Below are 24,462 nucleotides of genomic sequence, written 5' to 3'. Positions count from 1 at the left end.
AGCCGCAGAAGGTCGGGACGTGAAGATGGCCGCAGGGTCGAACCGGAGAGGGGAATATTGATGAAGGAGGAAATGTAAAAGCCGGAAGGAGCCAGACGATAAGTTCCCACTTGCCGGTGGGACGATTGTCCCTCGCGGACAACAAATGAGGTGAGTTCGCAAACTTGCTTGTTCCGCTTCGGCAGGACGCTTTCCAGATTGCTCACCTCGTTCACTTGAATCCCATGGAGGGAGGGCCTGAGCGCCAATCCCGTAGAGAAGCAAAAGCCGCGAAAGAACATCAGATGCCGGCGAAGCGGAAAGCTCGCAAGCGCTCGACTTCAACACGCCGAGTAGAGAAGCAAGTTTAGGACTTCACCGGCGTGATCAACCAATCAATCGAGTCAACGGCACGCTGGATTATCGCTTCGGTCCGAGCGTGGCTGGGTGAAACGGCGATGATCTGTCCTATGCAGTCTCGGACATCACCTTTCCTAACGATCGGCGTCTTGGGTTCAACATACAATTCGACCTCGGCGACACCTGGTATAGCAGCCGCCTGACTGTGGCCGTCAATCCAATCGAGAGTGCCATCGCGATCAGGAACTAGGTACCGCGCGGCCGCAGTCTGCGAATGCCTTCTGCGCAAATTGCATTCGTCGCCGATGACAAGCTTGATGTGCTCGGAGATGAGATCGACACCGTAAGCCAGTTGAACCAATTGAGGCTCGGGCGCGCCAGCAAGACGCGGATTGACTTCAATGACGACTGGTCCAAGCTTCGTCCACCGGAATTCAATGTTCGTCGGACCCCACCCAAGGCCGAGAGCTCGCAAACAGCCTAGCGAAACATCGGTGACACGCTTATGCTCGTTATCGCTCAGCAGGGCCGGAAAGGTCATCGCTCGACAAACGAAATGCGGTGGGCGGCCCCAGTCACCGGCGCCAATCCCAATGACCTCATTTCCCATTGTCTCAGCGAAATAATACGGGCCTTGTGCGAATTCTTCGATCAGTATTCTCGGTGAAGACCGCCATGTGTGCTTCCCGCCCAGCAGATAGTCCGTATGTTCCGTTAACTCATCGACGTCGCGGCACAATCGGACACCCCTGCTGCCGCTGCCTACCGTTGGCTTTAGAATCACCGGAAGGCCGATTTCCGCAGCAGAGCTTTGTACGTCGGTTGCATTCGCTGCCAAGCGATAAGCAGGAATTGGAATGCCAGCCCCCGCGAGAAGCTGACGTTGAGTGAATTTGTCACTACACCGTTCAATCGATCTAGGGTTCGGTCCCGGTAGATCGAAATGCTGGCAGAGCTTGCCGACTGCCGCATAGACTGAGTCCAAGGCGCCCGTGATCCCAGCAATGTCATAGGTCGCACGTAGCTGAGAACATTCGCGAATCAAAGCATCGAGATTGTCTGTATCGACAAGGATAGTCTCGATCTCTTCCGCAGCAAGATAGCTGTACTGAGTTGGGTCGGCCGACAAGGTAATTGGATGAAGGCCAAGATGCTGGGCTGCTTGGACGTATGACAAACCATTTCCCCGATGACCTTCAACCAGGATAAGCGCTCTTCTTGCCATTGGCTGTTGCTCCGATATTGCATGCTGGTGCGCGGTCCAAGCGTAAATCGGCATCAGCTTTAAGCTGTCCCTGACCTCAGACTTTGCCGTTAATGTACTATTAGCGGAGGTGTGTGGTCGCAAAATTTCTGTGAATTGGTATGAAGGATCTGTTGCAACGTTGGTTGCCCCCCGGCGTAGCATGGAGCTTCTCGATCAATTTCCAAGGTTGGATGCTTCCGGGGAAGCCAGTTTGATGAGACGGCCGGTTCATCGTGAACGAGATGCTGAACGCGAGCTCAAAGGCGTTGGGCCAAGAGATTTGGTGGCCTATGCACCTGCCGCTGGCCACGCGGCACGTATGCCGCTTCCGGGATCACCTCGCCGATCGCCGCCACAAGGCCGGCATGGTCGTCGGACACGACCAGTTCGACGCCCCTGAGGGCTAAGTCCTTCCAGGCCGAGCGGCTTTCGCGATTGGCCATCTCGACGGCCAAGATTTGGCGCCGCCCATCCCAGTCGATGCCGACTGCGATCAGCACCGCCTGGCTCATGACGATGCCAGCTTCACGCACCTTCTCGTAGCGGGCATCGAGGATGAGGTAAGGCAAAAGGCTCTTGAAGCGGGCGTTCGGCAAACGCCTTCAAACTCTCGTCCAGGCGTTTGTTGATGGCCGAGATCGATGAGGCCGAGAAGGCATGGCCGCACAGCTCTTCGGTGATCGCCTTGACCTTGCGGGTCGAGACCCCTAGCACATACATCTCCGCAAGCGTCGCCACCAGGGCTCGCTCCGAACCTTGGCGCGCTCAAAGCACTCCTCGATCGCCCAACGCAGGCCGGCCACTGCCGCCAGCTCGGCCAAGGAGGAGCCGGGCGGGGCGAAGATCAGGTAGTAGGCTTCTTCTCCGGATGTCGATCGCTTGCGGCGGACGAGAAGCCAATGCTCGAAGCCGCCTTTTGACGTCCAAGGGCGGCGGATACGGGCCCAGTCGTAGAGCCGGGGCCCTTTGGCGCCTTCGCCTGCCGCATGACAGGCCCAGTCCTCGGGTGCGAGTTCGCCGGCCAGTTCCTCGGGCGAGGTTTCATCAAACCGACGATCCTCCCGGCGGCGCATGAAGTGAGCGCTTCGCACCGCCAAGACATAGGGCTGCTCGCGAGCTTCCAGCATCCGGCGAAGGCTACTGTCCGCCCCGTAGACAGCGTAGCCAAGAACGTAAGCGCATGGGACGCCGGCATCGAGCGCCGCCTCGACCATGGCGCGCCATCTTCGGCTTGGTCGCAAACTCGACCGTCTCCGGAAATGACGCCTTGGCACACCGCGTCCGATCCTTTGTCCAACTCTGCGGCAGATAAAGCCGACGATCGACCAGCGCTTGACCGTAGCGACTCGCGTAAGCCAAGACACGCCGATCTGGCTGTTCTCGATCCGCCCGCCGTTCCCGAGTACTGACGCGCAACACCGGCGGAACGATCGCCCTTCTTCACAAATCCCGTCTCGTCGACGATCAGGACGCCATCCGCATCGCCCAACGCCTCCACTACATAATCGCGAACCTCGTCTCGCAGCCGATCCGCGTCCCAGTGGCTGCGCCCGAACAGCGCTTGCACCCGATAAGGCCGCTCCGCTCCGGATTGCTCTCCCATCAGCCAGCCGGTCTTGCGCTCAATGCCGGAAAGAAGGCCGTCAAGGAAATCTGTGCCCGTCTCCCGCAGCTCACGACGAGGAAGCGCCCGCCCAACCCGCGCCTTCAGCGCCGAGAGCTCCTGTTCCCAGGCCAACAAAGACCCTGACCACGACGCGACAGACATGATTCCCTCCATAACCTCGCGAAGGGAATCACAAAATCAACTGATCAACAACTGTAGTATTAAAAAGCAGAATGTCTTTGACGGCAGCGCTGGTCGATTTACCTTCTGTCTTGGTCATGGTGGCGTTCCTTCGCGGGAATCAGGTGACGTGAACAATCACCAGCCTGCCATGACCGCCCTCTCTCAAGCGAATTGCAGAACTCTCAGCACACTACCGGCTCCACCGCATAGACTCGCCCAACGCATAACGGTCCGAGCCAGCAATCGCACCATCGGTGCCATAAGGCCGTCGGGACCTTTCTAAAACGGACCGGATGGCTGGCGGCAAACACCTTCACGCTGGCCGGGATCATGCCAGGCGGACCGCGCGAATAATCCTGGCCAAATGATCCTGGCCGACATCGGCGCCAGCCCGAATGCCACATCGCCTAACAGATCTCGACCGTTGAAGACGCCGGGTGGGTGACCCCGACAAAGCCAAGCCGATCCGCATCCCGCTGCGGCGTGACCGCACCGCTCTTGATCGCCTTGCGCCGCCAGCCGAACAGCTGCGAGGTCGCCAGTCCAGCCTGTCGCGCGATCGCCGACACATTCGCGCCCGGAGCCATAGGCGCAGACATACAAATTGACAGCGCAAGCTTCTCGGCTCCTTCCTGTCATCATTTCTCGCCCATTTCATGCCGCGCCAGATGGATTGGGCTGCGTTTACAGAACATGGCGTGCTCACCGGCTTCGTCAAAGCCGGCAATCGCACCATGCCCGAAATATTGGTCAACCTCACGTATTGCCAGCACAACGGCCTGTCTTGGGGGCATGCAACGACGGCGTCAGTTGATCGACGCGAACGTCAGCCGGCAGAGGGTGGTGATGTCATATATGGGCAATCGGATGATGTTGCGGATCGCGGGCGTGACTAACGGGAAGGCCGTGCATTCAAACAGGATCGCCGCGATTTTCGGATGCGCGGCGCGGAGTCGCGCGACGCAGGCGGCTACATCTATCTCAATATCGACGACGTCGGTCGGGAGTGGCGGACGCATCATCTCGTTTCTCCACAACTTGCCGCCTTCGATGCCGCCGATGACAACCCTTGCCCGATCGGTCGGATCGTCAACCCCGAGCAGGTCTTCGACCAAGCACGTCGAGTCGGCGGCCACGACGGCGATCTTGGCGGGCCGCGGCAACTGGCGGAGCAACATCGGTAACAGAAGCAGGCTTGATGTCGCCACGGGGACGTTCACCGACGCGGCCACCGCTGCCTGATGCCGGATAAAGAAGCCGCAGTTTGCGCTTATTGCCACAGCGCCTCGCTCGACTAGGCGCCGGGCGGCCGCGATGCAGGCCGACTCGAGCGTTGGATCTCCGCGGATGACGACATCCGCCCAAGCTCCCGCCACCGTTTCCGATATGATCGGGAAGTCGAAGGTGGCGGGATTCAGCATCGATCCGGGCTTCGGCTTGCGGGGCGGGGCGCCAGGCTGCAGCCCCCGTTCGAGGTTCAGAATTCCTAGAGAACGCGGGGTCTGCGATGACATGGATGCATCTCCTTCAAAAATTGCTCGAATGGGCGTCCAAATGCACCCACCAGCTGCATCTGCTGCGCAAACGATCGCAATCGCCGCGCACTCTTGGCCATGTTTGCGCGCTGCTAGTCATATGCCGATCCTTCGTGTTGCCGCTTGCATCGTCCAGACCTCAACAAAAGTGCTTCCCCGGGGGAAAGCGCGGATCCATCTAGCTCAGACCAATAGAAGGCGATTATCTCCTGCGAACCACAAGCCGTTTGCGTGGTTGCTACGGTCGCCGCATGTAGCCCATCCCTCGCGGAGCAATTCTTATGGGTCACCTGATCCGCAGCGTACCCATACTCCGATGCGTCTCTATCAGCAGATTGTTCCTATTCGCCAAGCATCGGAGATGGTGTGATGGACCAACGAATTGAATCGACGGCACGCTGGAGAATCGCCGCGGTCAGGGCAGGGCTGGGTGAGACGGCCATAACACGTCCGAGGCAGTCTCGGTCATCGCCTTTCCTAACGATCAGCGTCTTGGGTTCAACATATAATTTGACCTCGGCGACACCTGATATAGCAGCCGCCTGTCTGTTTCCATCTATCCAGTCGAGGGTGCCATCGTCATCAGGGACTAACATACGCGCAGCCGCAGTCTGCGAACGCCTCCTGCTCAAATTGCATTCGTCGCCGATGACAAGCTTGATGTGCTCGGAGATGAGATCGACACCGTAAGCCAGCTGAATCAGCTGAGGATCGGGCGCGCCAGCAAGACGCGGATTGACTTCAATGACGACTGGGCCAAGCTTCGTCCACCGGAGTTCGATGCACGTTGGCCCCCAGCCAAGGTCGAGAGCTCGCAAACAGTTCAGTGAAACAGCGGCGATACGTTTGTTCTCGTCCTCAGTCAGCAGGGCCGGAAAGGTCAACTCACGAAAGACGAAATGCGGCGGCGGACCGAAGCCAGCGGCGCTGATTCCAATGACCTCATTCCCCATTATCTCAGCGATATAATGGGGCCCCTGTGCGAACGCTTCGACCAGTATTCCTGGCGAGGACTGCCATTTACGTTGCTTTTGTGAAGACAGCCACATGTGCTTTCCGCCCAACAAATAGGTCATATGTTCGGTTACCTCGTCGACATTGCAGCACAAACGGACGCCGCTGCTGCCGATGCCAACGGATGGCTTAAGAATAACCGGGAGGCCGATCTTCACGGCGGAGCTTTCTGCGTCCGCCGCATCCACTGCCAAGCGAAATTCAGGTATTGGAACGCCGGCCTGCGCAAGGAGCTGACGTTGAACGAATTTGTCGCAGCATCGTTCAACCGATGCCGGGTTGGGTCCCGGTAAAGCGAAGTGCTGGCAGAGCTTCCCAACCGTCGCATAGAACGACTCCGTGGCAGTCGTAATACCAGCGATGTCATAGGTCACGCATAGTCGGGTACATTCACGGATCAGCGCATCGAGGCTGCCTGTGTCCACACGTATCGCCTCAAAGCTTCCCGCCGCAAGATAGTCGTACTGAGCTGGATCAGCGGACAGGGTAATTGTATAAAGACCAAGGCGCTGGGCCGCTTGAACGTATAGCGGACCATTACCCCTTGTGCCTTCAATCAGGATGAGCGTTCTTGTTGCCATTGGCTGTTTTCCCAACGTTGAGTGATGTGTGACGGTCCGAGCGAAACCCGTTGTTTCAGCCGTGCCTGGCTCAGACTGTAGGTCAACGTATTACCAGTCCCAGCCATTTGCAGTTGCAAAGAGTCTGCGAACGTTATTTGAAGAATTTGCTGCAACGTTTGGTCACGGCGGTGTGGCACGCGTCACGATCCGCTCTGCAATCGTGACGCTGTGTGCGGCGCTGTTAATCGAAAAGTGAGAAATCTTGAATGGTCGGTCGACAATCTAGATTTGAACGCGAAGACTTGTGCGCGGGGCGCTGATCACGGCGAGGAGCCGCGATGCCGGCTTCTGCACCGCACCATGTTCTGGCACGGCAACTACCGTGTGAGGCGGCCCCACGTGATTCGAAATCAGCGAAGAGAGGCAGTTCGTTCTCGATATTTACGTCGAGAGTCACAGTAAACTTTAGCCTCCGCAGAGATGAACCGCCGAATGGTCCGAGCCGGGTGTCGTGGCAGCGTCGAGCCACCAGAGTTGGCACTTCTGAAAACACGTCAACACACTATCTTTCGAGTCCGAGCTGGAAACCGGCTTGGGGAACCAGATCGAACGAAAGGTCGGGTTCTCGACCGGCTCGAACGTCGCCGGCAAAATTGGATCCCCATCTGCGCTGGCCACCCTGCCCATTTTCTCCGACCCCGACTAGAAGAGTTACCGAAAGGTGCTGCTGCGAACGCGATGCTTGAGGGACTTGAGGCTGCCCTCCGGTCACCAAACCTGCTAGCGAATGAAAGACATTGCCAACTTTCAGTGATTAGAAGGGGTGGAATGCAATGCCGCCTGGCATCGGGCTTACAACTGAACAGCCTTCAGCACATTCTCGGCGCGGCGTAACACAGGTGTGTCGATCATCTTTCCATCTAGAGCGACGGCTGCCGCACCGCTCTTGCGAGCAACTTCAGCGGCCTCGACGACGCGTCTCGCATACTCAAGCTGCTCGTCATCTGGCGCAAAGCCTTCATTCGCGACGTCCACCTGGCTAGGATGGATGCACAACGTCCCTTTTAATCCGGCATCATGCGATCGCCGGACGAAGGAGCGATACTTCTCGATGTCCCGAAACTCTGCGATTGTGCCCAAGAGGCCGAGCGGCCGAATTCCCCGAAGGGCCGCGGCTACGACAAGCCGATACTTCACCGCGATGACGGTTTCCGAGTTCGGATCGCACCCCAGCACTGCGGCGAGGTCCTCATCGCCGCATGCGATCGCTATCACACGCGGAGAGGATGCGATCTCTTCCAGCCGAGCTACGGCCTCGGCAGTTTCGATAAGAGGCAAGAGTTTTGTATGACCCCGCGATAGGCCCGACGCAGCTTCTAGTTCATCGAGAACCTCACTCAGCAGCGCCAGATGCCCCGCGCCGGCAGATTTCGCCACCACGATCGCTTTGACATGGCCACAGACGGCGGCCTCTATATCGCGGACGGCCAATGACAAGGGCCGGTTGATGCGCACAAGGACGTCTCGTGAGCCGGTGCGAACACTCCTGGCCATGCCTTGAACCGCAGAGCGCGCTTCCGCTTTGTGTTCCGTCAGAACAGCGTCTTCAAGATCGAGAACGATGGCATCGGCTCGAGAAGTGCGTGCTTTTTCCAGATAACGCGCGTTGTCTGCCGGAACGAAGAGAAGTGAGCGCCAATGGACATCCTCGGCTTGGTTCATGGCCACTGATTTCTCAAGTCCTTTGTTAAGCGGGATTGTCAATTTGCCTGTTGAGATCGTCAAACATATTTTGTTGTCGTCAACTATCTGGAGTCCAGATGGAAGCGCGATTCTTGAGGGGCGATCTAGATGACGACAGAGGCGGCCATGGAGCGATGCAGCATAGGCGAACGAGCCCGAGGCGCGGGCGAGGCGCAACCCGGATCTTGCAGAAGACGGCCGCCAAGTAGAGGAAGCGGATCTCAGTGTGGTCGCCGCGCACAAGCTGGGAGACTCTACGCCGACATGATCGCCACGTTTCTCGAGCACCTCGAGAACGGAAAATCCAACTCTGCTGCCACGCAACTGCAGCTGAGCCGCGTGAGGCAGTTCTTGTCCTACCTAATGTTGGGCTGCGGGTGACCAGCACGCGAAAATACCCAACGCACGCACAGCCGGATCACGGATTGGTCGCCTTGACAGCCCTTCGAAGTTCGCAGCCGACCGTTCGAAATTCGTCGAGAGCTCTTTGCCTCAACTCATCATTGCAACAGTAGCAAGAGAGCCAATCAAATCCACCGGATCGGTAATGGGCGGCGCCAGCATTTTTGCCATCTGAATTTCAGATAAATCAATCGCGAAACTATATTTGACCAGCGCCGGACTCGGGATGGATTGTAGGTACTGGTTCAGGCCGAAATCTTGCCCCTGCACTCCTGTTGGAGAACGGCTACCTCCGGTGCATCGAGCTCTGATTAACAATTCAAAATCGCGCTGTGCGTGCCAATGCCTTCTGCCCGACAGCAGGCAAAGGGTGAGAGGATAGCTGCAAATGAAGCTAAGTGAATACGTCGAGCACGATGCCACCGGTTTGGCCTCTCTCTCACGCGCCGGCGAAGTGACGCCTCTCGAATTAACGGAGCTAGCTCGCGAGGCTTATGATGAGGTTAATCCGCGCGTCAACGCTGTCATCGAGTTTTACGAAGATGCTGAAAATGTTGCCGGCGCGGACGGTGGGCCCTTCCATGGCGTGCCTTTCTTGCGCAAGGATATCGGGGCCACCGAAGCTGGCCGCCTCCAGGAAAAGGGAAGCCGGCTGTTCAAAGGCTTTCGTCCCCAGATCGACAGCTATTTTTTTCGTCGAGCCCGAGCCGGAGGTCTCCGGTGTGTCGGAAGAACAACAACGCCCGAGCTTGGGTCTACGGTCATGACCGAATCCAGTCTCAATGGCATCACCCGCAATCCATGGGATTTGGCACGCTCTGCGGGAGGCTCTTCAGGAGGAGCGGCAGCGGCGGTGGCCGCCGGCATTACTCCTATTGCCCATGGCAGCGACGGCGGCGGTTCAACTCGCATCCCGGCTTCGTGGTGCGGTCTTGTCGGGCTGAACCCTTCCCGCGGACGCATTTCCGGCGGCCCGGACCGTCAGGACGCAGGGTCCGGCCTAGTTCGGGAGTTTGTATTATGTCGGACAGTGCGTGATATGGCCGCCGCGCTGGACGTCTTTTCCGGTCCCCATCCCGGTGATCCCTTTATCATTGTCCAGCCGAACCGTCCTTATGTGGAGGAGCTCTCACAGCCCACCGGTCGTCTTCGGGTCGGGGTCGCGAGAACGAGTTGGGGGCGCGTTAACCTCGATCACGAGGTGCTGCACGCTGTTGAGGGGGCGGCAACGCTTCTGCAGGAGATGGGGCACATGGTAACAGACATCGACCCGCCATATGAGCCCGTCGATTACAGCAAACTTTATCTCGTCCCAACGACCGCGAGTTCGCTCGAAATAGCGGCGCGGGCCATGGAGCGCACTATCACTGCGGACACCTTGGAGCCGGTCAGTCTTAAACGTTATAAATTTAGCCGCAGTTTACCTCCTTCCCGAGCGGTGGACTTACAAGAGGTGCTCCGCAGAATGCGTTTCCGTGTGGGCGAGGCGATCCATGCCTTCGACATTCTGCTGACGCCCACAATGCCAATCGTGGCCGTGCCGCATGGCGGCATCTATTCTGCGACAAACCCGGCGGTCTCCGCAGAGGAATATGTGGAAGCGGATACGGCGATATGTCAGTACACTGGCGTATTCAACGTCACCGGACAACCTGCGGTGTCGTTGCCTTTGGCGCAAAGCGCCAGCGGGCTGCCGATCGGTCTTCAGATCGTCGGCCGGTTTGGCGACGAGGCCACACTGGTCCGTGTTGCACGTGATCTGGAGGAGGCAAGACCCTGGAGCGTCCGGCGACCAAAGGTTCGAGCAGGGTAGCTGACGATCCCCCTCCACAGTTTCCAATCTGAATGCTAGCAATGTTCGTGACCAACGCGATGTTGTCGCATAAGTTCTCCATCAAGCAACAAAATCACTTCTCTGCACGGCTAATCGCGGGCTTGTGCCCGTAGATGTCCGGTCTTGGTACTTCCGCGGCTAAGTCGAACACCCATGGCCTGGGCGAGACCTTCGGCTTATCCGGAGCCGCTCGTCCACGGGGTGCAGATGTCAAAGACTCCGAGTAGGGCCCCTTAGGCAGATAATCGAAGGGCCGCAGCACCGGTTACCTACTTCAATCTCGATTCGCGATGAACGGACCCTCGTATCTGTATTGGACTTTGTCGGTTGCATTCATACAGTTCGCGCTGTCGCCGCACCGTAACGCTCGGCAAAGCAATGGCAAGCCTCGACCTGTCAGCGCTGGTCTCTCCAGTTTTTGCCAGTCGAAAACTCTTTTGGGTGATTGAATGCGCGTTCTAAATTTTTCCGAAGCTGAGTACAGGTCGCGACTGGACCGCGTAAAGAAGCGTATGGCGGAAGTTGGTCTAGATGTACTTGTCGTCACGGAGCCAGCGAACTTATATTATCTAAGTGGATACGACGCTTGGTCATTTTATACTGTTCAGGCATTAATCGTGTTCCAAGATGTTGAGTTGCCCCTGTGGATTGGGAGACTGGTTGACTCGGCAACCGCGCATGTCACGACCTACCTCCCAGCCGACCGCATAATCCCGTATCCCGATGTCTATGTTCAAGCTGCGGATCGGCACGCGTCACAGTTCATTGCCGAAATGATACTGCAGGAATCGCCAAGCGCGAATGTAGTGGGAGTTGAGATGGGTGCCTACTACTACACGGCTCGAGACCACGCGGAGTTTGTGAAGGCAATGCCCAACGTTCACTTCAAGGACGCCGAACTTCTTGTGAACTGGGTGCGGTTTGTGAAGAGCGGCGAAGAAGTCGCATATATGCGACAAGCAGGCGAGATCACCGAGCGCATGATGGCTCGCGCTGTTGAAGTCGCCGCTCCCGGTGTAAGAGAGTGCGACGTGGCGGCAGCCATCTACCACGCACAAATGTCGGGAACCGAGTCTTTCGGTGGGCTTCCCGCGACTAGCCCGCCTCATATGGGGTTCGGCGCACGAGCTCGTGAAGCTCACCCGATTTTCAGTGATCGCCCTATTGACCCCAACTCTGTTGCAAATATCGAAATTTCCGGCTGCCGGCTACGCTACCATGCTCCGATGAGCCGCACGATTTACTTTGGTGAACCGCCTCAAAGTTACCGTGATTTGGCGTCCCACGTCATTGAAGGCATCGACGCATCCCTTGATGTGGTGCGGCCGGGAGCGACATGCGAAGAGATCGAACTGGCATGGCGGAAGACTATGAGCGCTCACGGCATCGAGAAAGAGAACCGGTTGGGATATTCGATAGGAGTCGCCTATACGCCGACCTGGGGCGAGCGTACGGCAAGTATTCGTCGAGGAGATCACACAGTTCTTCAGCCCGGGGTGGCACTCCACTTGATGGCCGGCCTTTGGCTCAAAGACACAGGCATCACGATCACCCAGTCGTTTGTTGTTACTAACGGTGGTTATGAGGCGCTTACCAGAACCGCTCGTGAGCTGATTGTTAAGGACTGAATGATGCGAGACGAGATACTGCATGACGTCTCAGAGAGCTTCTCAGAGACGTATTTCGAAGCGCGCGAGAAGTTCCTGAAGCTCGCTGATTCAGCCAAGTCAGCCAGATCATATAAATCGCCAGCCCGGGGACCCGGAGGCGAGGAACTGTTCACTGACGTCGCTTGGTTTGGCGATCCAGAAGCACATCATCTCGGCATATTGATCTCGGCCACTCACGGCGTCGAGGGCTACTGCGGCTCCGCTGGACAGGTGGACTGGACGCGGAGGGGCATTGCGGACTCGCTGACGCCGGGCCAAGCGATGCTGATGATACATGCACTCAACCCTTACGGGTTTGCATGGAATCGCCGCGTGACGGAGGAGGGCTGCGATCTAAATCGAAACTTCGTAGACTTTTCGCAACCTGTTCCAGCCAATCCCGGTTACGACGCACTTGCAGATTACCTGGTCCCGGCAGAAGTCGAGGGGCCGGTGTTCGAGGCTTCCGAGAGGGCTATTGAGGAATTCCGCAAGGAAAGAGGCGAAGTCGCGTTTCAAACAGCGAGGAAGGCTGGCCAGTACAGCCACCCCAATGGTGTGTTCTTTGGAGGGTTCGGTCCCAGCCATTCTCGTTTAATGCTAGAGAATATTGCCGAGGACTTTGATCTGAAGTCACGAGATCGGGTAGTGATTGTTGACACACATACGGGTCTTGGCCCCTTCGGCTACGGAGAGCTTCAGACTGAGCAGCCCTCTGGCTTGGCTGGATATGAGCGTGCGTTGGCAATGTTCGGTCGATCGGTCACTTCGCCGGATCTCGGGACGTCGTCGTCAGTGCCGATACGTGGCTGTATTGATGAATTTTGGCAGCGGCTGCTTGGTGAACGGCACGTGTATGTGGCGCTTGAATTCGGCACGTTTGATCCTGAGAACGGTCGACGTGTCCTGCGAGAGGACCACTGGTTGGCAAAAAATTCAGATGTAGACCCCAAACTCGCAGGAGCTATCCGCCTACGTCTTCGCGAACACTACGATCCGAGATCAGCGGACTGGCGGGAAATGATCATTTGGCGCAGCCGCCAGGTGCATCGCCAAATGTTTGAGTGGCCTGCACAGTTTTGAAGGTTGGCGCGTTATCGAGCGACGTCATGCACGTGAGGCATGATAGTGGCGCGAGGGAGGGCGATTGGTGTGTGTACCTAGCTTGCGCGCCAAAGGCACTGCCACAACATCTACCACGTCACGGCAGCAGTCGAGCCAAGCCGCCCGGTGCAATCTAAGGCAACGGTTAGAAAAATGTTCCGATCAGGAGACGCGCCGTGAATAACAAGACTTTGGGGATTTTGGAACTCGAAAATAGACCGATCGGTCATCCCGGAGCGCTGTGCGCGCCCGAAACACATCAATTTCCGATCAAGTGCCTGACCGTCGAAGGTGCAAACGTGGCCAGGCTTGTGGCTGGCGATCGATCAGTAAAGGATGCCTACATCCGTGGAGCACAAAAGCTGGAGAGCGAGGGTGTGGCAGCCATAACCACCAACTGCGGCTTCAGCTCACTGCATCAAGCCGAAGTAGCGGCAGCGGTTTCTGTACCTGTTGTGATGTCGAGCCTCGCGCTCGTGCCGCTTGTCGCCAAGAGTCTGCCTTTGGGGCGCAAAGTAGGAATTCTGACCTATGACTCTACCAAACTTGCTGAACGCCATCTCATTGGGGCCGGATGGTCGTCAACCGAGATAGACGTAGCAATTGGCGGTATCGAAGGCTCTTTAACGTGGCAGCGGCTTGCAGACACCTTCCCCGACGCCACTCCCGACCTTATCACAGCCGATGTACTGGCGGGGGCGAAATCGCTTTTGAATGCGGAGCCAACGGTAGGTGCACTCGTTTTCGAATGCGCCGGCTTCACACTCGCAGCAGAAGCAGTTCGGCGCGACACTGGCTTGTTGGTCGCAGACTTCGTAACTCTCGCAAAGATGCTTATAGAAGTCAGTCCCCCTGTGTGACGTCCAACAACGCGCCGGTTCCCGCGAACGTGGTGCGCTGGGCCAAGTCGTTGGAGGCGCAGCGGCGCTGGACGCTGCGATTGCGTAGAGGCTTCGGTGCCGGAAAGGTGTGCTGGGGCAATGCGCGACCGCGGTCATGTGGCGGCAGTTGGCAACATTGGCGGCGGGATGAGTGCAATCCGGTTCGATGCGAACGGTGCATGACTAGGGCCGCGTGTTGGCGCGCCGACGGCACGCCGATCGGCGCCGGCGGCGAGTTGGCGCGGCGTGGACAGCGCCGGGAACCCAGACCCCCGTCAGCTCCAGCGTGACAGCACCCCGACGGTTGGTCTTGACGCGCTCCCCCAGGAGCACCTCGGGAAAACAAGGGCCGGAGCGACCACCATGCAAGCTGGCCAGGCTCCCGGTAACCGGACGGGCCAGCTTCGAAACAGACATGGAGCCGGCCATGTCGCCTCACCAGCTTTTGAGCGTCAGCTCGATTGCCGCCGCGCTGTTCTCAACCCCGCCGAGAAACCGGCCCCCTCCGGCCCCTCGGCGACAGCCACGCGTGCTTCGCTGCGCGACGGCGAATGCGACAAACGCCTCGCTCTACTCTCCCGTGGTCCGCCCCCGATGCACGAGACTCGGCTTGCCCGGAGCAACCCTCGTTCCCACACGAAGAACCGGCCACCGCTGCTGACCGGGAACATGACGTCTAGCGGCTCGTACGTGTCCGCCCGAAGATGAGAAGCCGCATGCGGCATGCAGATGCTGACCACATTTCAAAGCACGCCGCCCGTGTGCGGCTCGCATTTCAGTAGCCACCGCATTTTGGCGCAAGCTCTCCGTGCCGAGATGCTACCCATTTCAGGATGTTGTCTCGTGGTCAGGTCATTCGCGGGAGAATGAGGGTCTGCCCTTTTGAGATCGAAATGCCTCACGCGTAGCGTCAACAGCACTGATAGGTGCGGATTAACCGCGCCAGTGGCTCAAAGGGGAGGAACTAGAAGATGACGATTTCTCGACGCGACCTCATTAAGATCGGCATGGCCGCAGGAACGGTTGTATCGATCCCTTCGATTCTGCGGGCACAGACAGCGCCAACCGCCGCACAGATGGTCCGCATGGTGAAGACCGGAGAACTCCGTGTCTTCGATCCGATCTGGACGACGGCTAGCATCACCGCTGACCATGGCGCGGCAATTTACGACACGCTGTTCGCACTCGACTCCAAGTTTATGCCGCAGCCTCAAATGGTGGGAAAGTGGGGCGTATCCGACGACAAGAAGACATATACGCTCGAGGTGCGGGATGGCCTAGGCTGGCACGACGGCACTCCCGTCACTGCGGCGGACTGTGTGGCCTCGATCCGCCGCTGGGCCCAGGTGGCTCCCGGCGGACAACTGATCATGGAACGAGCGAAGGATATTTCGAAGAAGGATGACAAGACCTTCACGATCTCACTCAGAGAGCCACTTAGACTTTTGATCCATATCCTGGCGGACCTTACGACGCCGTGCCTGTTCATCATGCGCGAGAAGGACGCTAATCACCCTGCGACCGAACAGGTGAGCACGAATATCGGATCAGGACCGTTCAAGTTCAATGAGGCTCTTGCCAGGCCTGGCGCGAGCTTTGCCTATGACCGAAATGAACAGTACGTACCGCGCAATAACCCGCCCGATGGATTCGCCGGCGGGAAGATCGTCAAGGTCAATCGCGTCACCTGGGATAACATAAGCGATCAGCAGACAGCTTTGGCAGCCCTGCAAGCAGGCGAGATTGATTACTTTGAGTCGCCACCAGCCGATCTTCACACATTGATCGAGAGTGATCCCAATCTTGAACTTCAGGTTCTGGACAAGGCGGGCTGGGACGTGGTCCTGCGCATGAATTTTCTGCAAAAGCCATTTGATAACGTCAAGACGCGACAAGCCGTCCTCCACCTGATCGATCAGGAAGCTTTCATGCGCGTCATGAACCCGAACTATGGCCGCCCCGTGACTTCAATATTCGGCAACGATACACCTGTATCTAACGACGAAAACACGGGATGGTATAAGAAGGGCGGCGATCCGGAAAAAGCGAAGCAACTCTTCAAAGAGGCCGGTTATGCCGGTGAGAAGGTCGTCATTCTCCAGCCGACAGATTGGTCGGGAGCCAGCAATGCCTCGCAGCTATTGGCGGCGGCGCTGCGGAAGATCGGGGTCAACGCCGAGCTTGCACCGAGCGATTGGGGTGGAGTTGTTACACGCCGGGCGAACAAGGGCCCCATCGGGGACGGCGGCTGGAGCATCTTCATCACGGACGAACCCGATTATTCCCTCGGCAATCCGCTCACTGAACCCATGCTAACCGCTAATGGCGACAAGGCTTGGTACGGCTGGCCGAAGAGCGACGAATATGAGGCTCTTCGGGCCGAATGGTCAAATGTCGAAACGCTCGAAGAACGCGAGGCACTGGCTCGGAAGATGCAGCGAGTTTGGTGGGATTTTGTCGGCGATGTTAGGCTGGGGAAATACGTCTCGCCAATCGCGCGCGCCAAGACTCTCACTGGCTCAATTGGCATGCCAATGATCGTCCCGATGTGGAACATGCAGAAGGTCTGAGGAGCGCGCTGGTTGCGATAGACAAACGTGAGGCTGGGGGTCTCTTGATGGGTATGCTCGAATTCGACGGACAGCGCTATCTCGACGGCCGCGCGTCCGATCCGCGCAAACTCGGCTGGATGTGTGGTGCACCGCCGCCCGCGGACAAGCGCATTAACCGTGAAGGTGACAATTTTCTCGAGTTCCCGCAGAGGCGCTGGTCGCTGTCACACATGCGCGAGTTTTTGGCGACTGTGAATGTGTCGCGCGGGGAGGCGCGGCCTTCGCCGCTCGATCGTAGTGAGAAGGCGGCCGACATCGACGCGATCACCTTCGTCCAGCCGAACGAGCGTAGCCGCCGGTTCGATGAGGCGCTGTTCGACACCTACACCGACGGCATCGTGGTGCTGCACCGCGGCCGCATTGTATATGAGCGCTATTTTGGCGCGCTTCAGCCGCACCTTCCGCATTCGTGTCAGTCGGTCACAAAATCGTACGCTGGCACGCTTGCCGCAGCGTTCGTGCACGAAGGCGTGCTCGATGAGGGTAAGGTAATCTCGTATTACCTGCCCGAGTTGCGCGGCACCGCTTGGGAGGATGCTACGCTGCGCCAGGTAATGGATATGCAGACGGGTCTAGCCTACACAGGTGATTATACGGACGAGCATTCTGGTGTTCGGGCGTTTGGCCGAGCCGTGGGCTATCGGTGGCGGCCGCCCGGCTACGTCGGCCCGCAAACTTTGTGCGACTATCTGCGCACAATACGCAAGGAAGGCGCGCACGGCGAACGGTTCTCGTACAAGTGCGTTGACACGGAGGTCATGGCTTGGGTGATGGCGCGCGCGACCGGCCGCTCGTTCGCGCAGCTCCTGCACGAGCGCCTTTGGGCGCCGCTGGGCTGCGAGGAGAATGCCTACATTGTCGTCGACTCGGGAGGCATGCCGATGGTCTGCGGCGGCCTGAGCTCTACCTTGCGTGACTTGGCGCGCTTCGGCGAGCTGATGCGTCGCGAAGGCGAGTGGAATGGAAAGCAGCTCATTCCCGCGTCCGTCGTATACGAGGTGCAAAAGGGCGTTGAGTCCGAGAAGTGCCCCAATGTGCCGCAGCCCGGCTGTTCGTATCGCAGCCAGTGGTGGGTGACACACAACGAGCTGGGTGCCTTGGAAGCTCGGGGCATGTACGGTCAGCGCCTATATGTCGCGCCGAGGGCGGAGATGGTGGTCGCCCGCTTCGCGTCGCACCCGCTGCTGACAAATGCTGGGAATGACTCGATCACTGTCCCGCAAATGCTGGCACTGGGGCGGATGCTGCGTGCATAGCCCGCACGACGGGCACGCTCGCGTCGAGCAGTCCAGATTCCAGAGACGTTGGGAAGAATTTGAGCATTCGTACCGATTGTGGTCGAAACGCCGATGACGTTCTGATCGCCTTTTGGATCTGCTTGCGCTCGGAACGCCTCAAAAAGCAATCTTAGCTCGAAGGACTCGTCGAGCCCCGTGAAAAAGCTATTGGCGCAGGCACCGCAGCGTCCAGTCGACGGCCGAGGATCTGCCGCTTCAAGGCTTGTGTTTGGACGAAACCGGGCGGGAGTATTTTATCTTGCTCCATGTTGGCCAGGCTACCTCGTCGATAGCGGAGGGAGGGGTCCCCATCCGTGAGCGCCATTTCTTAGTCCACCGGCCCGGCGGCGGGACAACGACGCGCGCTTCATCGCCCGCTCGGCCTCTGAGCGCATGGTGTCAAAGGGCTTACTCTTGCGCCGTTCAAGCTCGAACTCAATCAAGAGAGCAAGAGAGACGCAGGCGGGCGTCACCGTCTTCCAAGATCTATCTGGCTGCGAGATAGCAAAAATAGTGAAACAGTATTTGACCAATAGGGACCCATATTTGACGGTCGACGGACCGAACAGCACTTGCCTGCGGCGTCGGCTGTTCGATCGATCGGTTAAACTAGTGCGGACCAATGAAGCCGATGACCATAGTCGAATTCCGGGCGAGTCGCTGTCAAGTACACGCATTGAAGGTGATACATTCGCCTCCGCCGACAAGAGCAGTCAGACGTCAGTGAAGACAGATAAAGAGAAATAAGGAAGGGAACGTCAATGACACGAAATGCTAGTTGGCTCGACAATCTTCGCGCTGGCCTTACGCCTCCCGAAAACCACTTAATAGATGGGTACGTCGATGGTCGCGTAAGTCGTCGCGAATTTTTGCGGCATGGCAGTTTGCTTGGCCTGTCGCTGCCCTTTCTTGGCCGGGTCGGGCTGGCAACTGGCTTGGGCGCCGCGCCGTCCGTAGCTCGGGCCGCGGGCCAGCCAGGCGCAACCATTCGGGTTGCCTGCACAGCGCCGGAGGCGGAGATCGACCCTGTCCTGGTGGGTGACTATGGTGCGTTCCTGATGCTCCAGCAGGTCGGCGAGTTCCTCTGCGTGGATGGGCCCGACTTGCTGCTAAGGCCCTCGCTTGCGACAAGCTGGAAGTCCAATGAGGACGGCTCCGTCTGGACCTTCACGTTGCGCAAGGGCGTCAAATTTCATTCTGGCGGCGAGATGAGAGCTGACGATGTCGTCGCCACCATGGACCGCCTGGCTGATCCCAAGAATTCCTCGAACGCACTTTCGGTGTTCAAGGGCATCCTTCAGTCGGGCGCTACTCGCAAAGTGGACGATTACACCGTCGAGTTCCATCTCAACGGTCCGAACGGCAACTTTCCTTACCTGGTTTCGTCAGACAACTATAATGCGATCATTCTGCCTGCCAGCTATCCCGGGCACTACGAGACGGCTTGGGACGGTACCGGACCGTTTAGACTGCACAAATACACCCGAAATGTGGGCGCGAGCTTCATCCGGAATGAAGAGTACTGGGGACGTAAGTCGCTGCCAGCAAGGACAGAATTTACCTTCTTCGCTGATATCCAGCCTCAAATACTCGCGTTGCAGGCTGGAGAGGTAGACATAATCAACAAGCTTCCCGCGCTCGCCGGCGTGGCGCTACTGAACGATCCTAGCGTCAACGTTATGACCATAAAGTCTTCCGCGCATCAGCCAGTTCACATGCAATGCGACAGTGAGGTGTTCAAGGACCCGCGCGTCCGTCAGGCGGTGTCCCTATGTCTCGACCGCGAAAAGCTCAAGACGGGTCTAATGAAAGACCGTGCCATTATCGGGAACGACAGTCCCCTCGCCTCGGTCTATCCCTCCGCGGACCCGAGCGTGCCGCAGCGCAAGCAGGACATCCGAAAGGCCAGAGAACTGATGAAGGCGGCAGGGAAGGAGAATGGCTTCCAAGTAGCGCTTACAACCGAGCAGTATCTGGAAATCCCGGCCTATGCGCAGCTGATCCAGCGCTGGGTAAAGGAGATCGGCATCGATCTGACTTTGGACATTATGGACCGGAATGTTTTCTACGGCGATGCGGTAAGAGGCAAATCGCCGTGGCGGGACTCGGTCATGGGTATAGCTGACTTCGGCCACCGCGGGGTGCCGAACGTCTTTTTAACAGCGATACTCACAAGCGACGGCTCTTGGAATTCAGCAAATCTCCAGAACAGAGAATATGACGCCCTGGCCAAATCCTACATCGGAACTCTTGATCTGGAATCGCAGCGCCAAGTTGCAGGGCAAATCCAGCGGCTTTTGCTTGAGGAGACGCCGGTGCTCTACGGTTATTTCTTCGACCATCTGACAGCGATGGCGAAACATATCGTAGGCGTCCAACCGACCGCCATGGGGCAACTTTTCCTGCAGGAGGCGGGCAAGGCATAATGCGGGTAAGGCACATGCGCGGTCGGTCGGCCTTGGTCACCAGGCCGACCGAATTAGCAATCTTTCCGCCACCTCATCCGGGCACGATCCAATGAGCCGTTTCCTAGGTAGGCGCTTCGCCTTTTCGTTGACCACGCTGTTTTTGCTGAGCCTCCTCGTGTTCTTTGTCGGACAGGTTCTGCCCGGCAATGTGGGCCGAACTATCCTTGGCCCTTTGGCCGATCAGGAGGCCGTAGATGCGCTGAATCGCCAGTTTGGCCTCGATCGACCGATCGTCGAGCAATACGGCACGTGGATATGGCATTTCCTTCAAGGCGACATGGGCCAGTCATACATCTATGGGGTGCCCGTCGCGCCCTTCATAGTGCAGGCCCTCGGCAATTCATTAAAGCTTGCGTTGGTGGCCTTCATGCTCGTCGTTCCGCTCGGCATTCTAGGAGGAGTGCTGGCTGCCCTAAATGCTGACAGGCCAATCGACAGAGTTATTAGCATGGGGGGGCTGTCGGCGACCGTGATGCCGGAATTCGTTAGTGGCGTTGTGCTGATAATGATCTTTGGCGTTTGGCTGCGCTGGCTACCGATTTCTGCTGCTTGGCCGGAAGGTGCGGGCCCCCTAACCCAACTCTACTATGTGATCTTGCCCGCCATTCCGCTCGTTCTCGTCCTGTTCGGCTACATTGCCCGAATGACGCGCGCAAGCATGATCGAAGCGCTCGACTCGGACTATACTCGCACTGCCGTCCTCAAGGGGCTGACTTGGCGCCGTGTCATCTGGCGGCACGTACTAAGGAACGCACTGCTGCCCACGATTACGGTCATAGCTAGCCAGACCGGTTACCTTATAGGCGGCCTTATCGTGGTGGAGACGCTGTTCCGATACCAAGGGATCGGATCGCTGATTTTCAGGGCAGCCAAGGCCAAGGATTTCGCAATGCTGGAGGCGGGCGTACTGATTATAGGCATCACCTATGCCGTGGCGACTTTGCTCGCCGATATCCTGTACTCCATTCTCAACCCACGTATTCAGATGGAGACGGCGAATGACTGATGTTGACGCTAGTCACCGCCAACGCCGTATCCACGAAGTGTTCGCGGCGCTGTTCGTCTCCGGCTCCTTTGTGACGGGCATGACGATAGTTCTTTTTTGGGCGCTTTGTACCGTTCTCGGCCGGCACCTTGTGCCGTATGATCCGCTGGCTGACGATATCTTGAATGCGCTGGCACCTCCCTCTGCAGAACATTGGTTCGGGACTGACCAACTAGGCCGTGACATTTTTTCCCGGGTCATTGTCGGTTCGCGAGACATTCTTACAGTAGCGCCTCTGGCGACGATCTTGGCGACTGGTGTTGGCACAGTACTCGGTCTTCTAACCGGCTATTTTCGAGGTGTTGTAGACGACGTCGTCTCGCGCTTTAACGAAGCGATGATGGCGATGCCGTCGGTCATTGTTGCGCTACTTGCGATCGTCGCGCTGGGTACCTCAGAAACAACGGTGATCATCGTCATCGGTCTGTCTTTCGCCCCTGTTATCGCCCGCACTGTCCGCTCTACTGTTCTCGCAGAGCGTGAACTCGATTACATCGCGGCTGCCAAGCTCCGTCATGAGAATTCCATGCACATCATGTTCGTCGAAATTCTTCCCAACATACTCCCTCCCATCCTCGTCGAATTCACGGTGCGTCTTGGCTATGCGATCTTTGCAGTCGCCACACTGAGCTTCATCGGTTTCGGCTTACAGCCGCCATCACCTGACTGGGGGCTGTCAATATCGACCAACTACTCAATGATCAGCGGAGGTTATTGGTGGGCCGTGGTGTTTGATGCGCTAGCCATTGCCAGCCTTGTGATCGGGATAAATTTGGTGGCCGACGGGCTGCAAGGAGCACTCAATGACTAAACCGACTCTCTCCCTGGATCGCCTCTCTGTCGGGTACCGGTCTGGGGAGCGGGAGCACGCCGTGGTGCGCGACGTCAGTTTGCAAATTGCACCGGGAGAGGCTTACGGGCTAGTCGGCGAAAGCGGCTGTGGCAAATCCACGGTGGCACTCACTGTTGTGCGCTATCTTCCGCGTAACGGCAAGATTACCGGCGGATCGGTCAACCTCGACGGTGCTGATGTCATGCAGCTTGGGCCTGAAGCGCTTCGGAGCCTGCGCGCAAAAAAGGTCTCGATGGTCTACCAAGATCCCGGTAAAGCACTCAATCCTTCGCTAAAGGTGGGCCGCCAGCTAGCGGAGGTGTTTGAAGTGATGGGGGTACCGCCGGCAGAGCGCGAACCTCGCGCGGTCGAAATGCTGAAGAAGGTGCGGATCGCCGATCCTGATTCAGTGATGCAGCGCTATCCTCATCAGCTTTCAGGCGGGATGCAGCAGCGAGTCGCGATCGCCATGGCTCTGGCAAACGATCCGACAATGCTGATTCTTGACGAGCCGACCACCGGTCTTGACGTCACCGTAGAAGCCGAGGTGCTCGACCTTGTCGCTGATCTGCGGAATGAAATCGGCGCCTCCATCCTATTCATCAGCCACAATCTCGCGGTAGTGGCTAAAATGTGTGACCGGGTTGGGGTCCTTTATGCCGGGATGCTTGTGGAGGAAGGGCCTGCACGCGACATATTCGGTTCACCGAGTCATCCCTACACTGTCGCACTTCTGCGTTGCATGCCGCATGCTGGGCAGACAAAAACTCATGGGCTGCTTGAGTCTATTCCGGGCTTCCTACCTCCGCCCGGCGCGCAGCTTTCCGGCTGTCCCTTTGTCAAGCGTTGTCCTCTCGCCGACGGCCGCTGTCGCGCAGAAATCCCTGAACTACAGGACTGCGGCGGCCGGCTCGTGCGTTGCCACTACCCGGATCGGGCGGCTAACCTTCCGCCCAGCATAGAGGCTGGCGACGTACTTCCGAAGCCTCCATCCGAAGCCGCGCAGATACTTCGGGTTAGCAATCTCTCGAAGACCTACGGTCAAGGAAACCATGCCATCCGAGTGGTAACCGACGTTTCACTAAGCTTGCAGGCAGGCGAAACACTCGGCCTGGTTGGTGAGTCGGGCTCGGGCAAAACCACGCTCGCCCGAATGCTCCTGGGCTTGGTACCGCCCGACCCCGGCGGAAGCATTGAGCTCGACGGCAGACCCCTCGCCGGTAGTCTCGAGCGGCGACGGGAGGACGAGGTAAAGGCGGTGCAGATCGTGTTCCAAAACCCAGACTCGGCCTTGAACCGCTCCCACTCCGTCGCACGTATCATTGGTCGCGCACTGCGCAGGCTCGGAGGCTTTCGGGGAACCGACTTGGCTAAGCGTCTCGACAATCTTGTTGAGGCGGTCCGATTGTCGCCTCGACATCTAACTTTGCGCCCGAGGCAACTTTCTGGGGGGCTCAAGCAGCGCGTGGCCATAGCGAGAAGCTTCGCTGGCGATCCTCGCGTCGTAGTCTGCGACGAGCCTACTTCTGCGCTTGACGTTTCGGTCCAGGCAGCAATCCTCAACCTTCTCACTGAGCTTCAAGCAGCCCGGGCGGTAAGTTACGTGTTCATCTCCCACGACCTAGGGGTCGTGCGATACCTCTCAGACCGGATTGCGGTCCTTTATCTGGGCCGAGTTATGGAGATGGGACCATCTGAGCGTGTATTCGGAGGGCCAAACCATCCATATACCGAGGCGCTTCTTTCCGCTGTCCCGAGCATAGGAGGCACTCAAACCAACCGTATCCGCCTCACCGGCGAGAGTCCCTCCGCCGCCAACCCGCCGCCCGGGTGCGTCTTCCAAAGCAGATGCCCGCGAAAGATTGGCGGGATCTGCGAGGTGTCCGAGCCGCCAGTTACCGAGGCCGAGCCCGGCCACTTCATCCGTTGCCACATCAGTGCGAAAGATCTCATGCGCATTCAGCTACAAAACAAGGGCGGTGCTAGCACGAGGCGTTCGGTGCAAAGTGCCCCCTCGGTCGCGACCCTCTCATGAAGTATGCCAAAGGACAAACGCTTCAAAAGAGCGGCCAGCTCGTTGAGCACGTTTCCCAGTGAACCTCCAATCAATACCTGTCCCGCGGACGAGC

At 58.1% G+C, this 24,462-nt stretch carries 18 protein-coding genes and 2 pseudogenes; 10 read left to right on the top strand and 10 right to left on the bottom strand.

Going from position 1 to position 24,462, the window contains the following annotated elements; all coding sequences use genetic code 11:
* Positions 1–346 precede the first annotated feature (346 nt).
* From EJ070_RS01915 to EJ070_RS01880, 10 genes and pseudogenes are all read right to left on the bottom strand, one after another.
* Positions 347–1,564 carry an acetyl-CoA carboxylase biotin carboxylase subunit family protein gene (locus EJ070_RS01915; protein ID WP_126038125.1) on the bottom strand — a complete coding sequence of 406 codons (1,218 nt, stop codon included), beginning with the start codon at positions 1,562–1,564 and terminating at the stop codon, positions 347–349.
* Between the two features lie 338 nt (positions 1,565–1,902).
* Positions 1,903–2,338: pseudogene (locus tag EJ070_RS01910) on the bottom strand (transposase); the annotation flags it as partial.
* A complete protein-coding gene (locus EJ070_RS36845; RefSeq protein WP_245455129.1) occupies positions 2,293–2,799 on the bottom strand; it encodes a hypothetical protein in 507 nt (168 codons plus the stop codon). The gene EJ070_RS36845 and the pseudogene EJ070_RS01910, both read right to left, overlap by 46 nt.
* Entirely contained in the window at positions 2,723–3,004 is a 282-nt protein-coding gene (locus EJ070_RS37390) for a transposase (RefSeq protein WP_281015655.1), read from the bottom strand. Before EJ070_RS37390 ends, EJ070_RS36845 begins: the two co-directional genes overlap by 77 nt.
* 22 nt (positions 3,005–3,026) lie before the next feature.
* Positions 3,027–3,353 (bottom strand): annotated as a pseudogene (locus EJ070_RS37385) (transposase); the annotation flags it as partial.
* Positions 3,354–3,781: 428 nt separating this feature from the next.
* Positions 3,782–3,961 carry a transposase gene (locus EJ070_RS01900; RefSeq protein ID WP_281015653.1) on the bottom strand — a complete coding sequence of 60 codons (180 nt, stop codon included), beginning with the start codon at positions 3,959–3,961 and terminating at the stop codon, positions 3,782–3,784.
* 219 nt (positions 3,962–4,180) lie between these two features.
* On the bottom strand, positions 4,181–4,888 hold the full coding sequence (locus EJ070_RS36095; protein ID WP_189350317.1) for a hypothetical protein: 708 nt from the start codon (positions 4,886–4,888) through the stop codon (positions 4,181–4,183).
* Between the two features lie 362 nt (positions 4,889–5,250).
* Positions 5,251–6,504: an acetyl-CoA carboxylase biotin carboxylase subunit family protein gene (locus tag EJ070_RS01890; RefSeq protein WP_126038134.1), complete on the bottom strand. Its 1,254-nt coding sequence runs from the start codon at positions 6,502–6,504 to the stop codon at positions 5,251–5,253.
* 834 nt (positions 6,505–7,338) lie between these two features.
* The gene (locus EJ070_RS01885; protein WP_126038137.1) at positions 7,339–8,208 is read right to left on the bottom strand and encodes a CoA ester lyase; all 870 of its coding nucleotides are present in this window, start codon (positions 8,206–8,208) and stop codon (positions 7,339–7,341) included.
* Between the two features lie 513 nt (positions 8,209–8,721).
* Complete coding sequence (locus tag EJ070_RS01880) at positions 8,722–8,901, bottom strand: hypothetical protein (RefSeq protein ID WP_126038139.1); 180 nt, start codon at positions 8,899–8,901, stop codon at positions 8,722–8,724.
* 118 nt (positions 8,902–9,019) lie between these two features.
* Between EJ070_RS01880 and EJ070_RS01875 the strand changes: the two genes are divergently transcribed.
* The 10 genes from EJ070_RS01875 to EJ070_RS01830 all read left to right on the top strand — a co-directional run bounded on the left by EJ070_RS01875 (position 9,020) and on the right by EJ070_RS01830 (position 24,368).
* Positions 9,020–10,444 carry an amidase gene (locus tag EJ070_RS01875; protein ID WP_126038142.1) on the top strand — a complete coding sequence of 475 codons (1,425 nt, stop codon included), beginning with the start codon at positions 9,020–9,022 and terminating at the stop codon, positions 10,442–10,444.
* A gap of 470 nt (positions 10,445–10,914) precedes the next feature.
* Positions 10,915–12,093 carry a Xaa-Pro peptidase family protein gene (locus tag EJ070_RS01870; protein WP_126038145.1) on the top strand — a complete coding sequence of 393 codons (1,179 nt, stop codon included), beginning with the start codon at positions 10,915–10,917 and terminating at the stop codon, positions 12,091–12,093.
* Between the two features lie 3 nt (positions 12,094–12,096).
* Complete coding sequence (locus EJ070_RS01865; protein WP_126043837.1) at positions 12,097–13,197, top strand: M14 family metallopeptidase; 1,101 nt, start codon at positions 12,097–12,099, stop codon at positions 13,195–13,197.
* A 197-nt stretch (positions 13,198–13,394) separates the two neighbouring features.
* Positions 13,395–14,078, top strand: coding sequence for a hypothetical protein (locus EJ070_RS01860; RefSeq protein ID WP_210211051.1), 684 nt, complete (start codon positions 13,395–13,397; stop codon positions 14,076–14,078).
* Between the two features lie 992 nt (positions 14,079–15,070).
* Positions 15,071–16,669 (top strand): ABC transporter substrate-binding protein, encoded by a 1,599-nt coding sequence (locus EJ070_RS01855; RefSeq protein WP_126038151.1) that lies wholly within the window; start codon positions 15,071–15,073, stop codon positions 16,667–16,669.
* Between the two features lie 47 nt (positions 16,670–16,716).
* Positions 16,717–17,967: a serine hydrolase gene (locus EJ070_RS01850; protein WP_126038154.1), complete on the top strand. Its 1,251-nt coding sequence runs from the start codon at positions 16,717–16,719 to the stop codon at positions 17,965–17,967.
* A gap of 782 nt (positions 17,968–18,749) precedes the next feature.
* Positions 18,750–20,414, top strand: coding sequence for an ABC transporter substrate-binding protein (locus tag EJ070_RS01845; RefSeq protein ID WP_126038157.1), 1,665 nt, complete (start codon positions 18,750–18,752; stop codon positions 20,412–20,414).
* A 91-nt stretch (positions 20,415–20,505) separates the two neighbouring features.
* Positions 20,506–21,462 carry an ABC transporter permease gene (locus tag EJ070_RS01840; protein ID WP_126038160.1) on the top strand — a complete coding sequence of 319 codons (957 nt, stop codon included), beginning with the start codon at positions 20,506–20,508 and terminating at the stop codon, positions 21,460–21,462.
* The gene (locus EJ070_RS01835) at positions 21,455–22,312 is read left to right on the top strand and encodes an ABC transporter permease (protein WP_126038163.1); all 858 of its coding nucleotides are present in this window, start codon (positions 21,455–21,457) and stop codon (positions 22,310–22,312) included. Before EJ070_RS01840 ends, EJ070_RS01835 begins: the two co-directional genes overlap by 8 nt.
* A complete protein-coding gene (locus tag EJ070_RS01830) occupies positions 22,305–24,368 on the top strand; it encodes an ABC transporter ATP-binding protein (RefSeq protein WP_126038166.1) in 2,064 nt (687 codons plus the stop codon). The genes EJ070_RS01835 and EJ070_RS01830 overlap by 8 nt, the downstream gene beginning before the upstream one ends.
* Positions 24,369–24,462 lie beyond the last annotated feature (94 nt).

The organism is Mesorhizobium sp. M1E.F.Ca.ET.045.02.1.1 (assembly GCF_003952485.1).
Classification (GTDB): domain Bacteria; phylum Pseudomonadota; class Alphaproteobacteria; order Rhizobiales; family Rhizobiaceae; genus Mesorhizobium.
The sequence above is the reverse complement of the archived record's forward strand: the minus strand, read 5'-3'. Positions and strand labels throughout refer to the sequence as shown.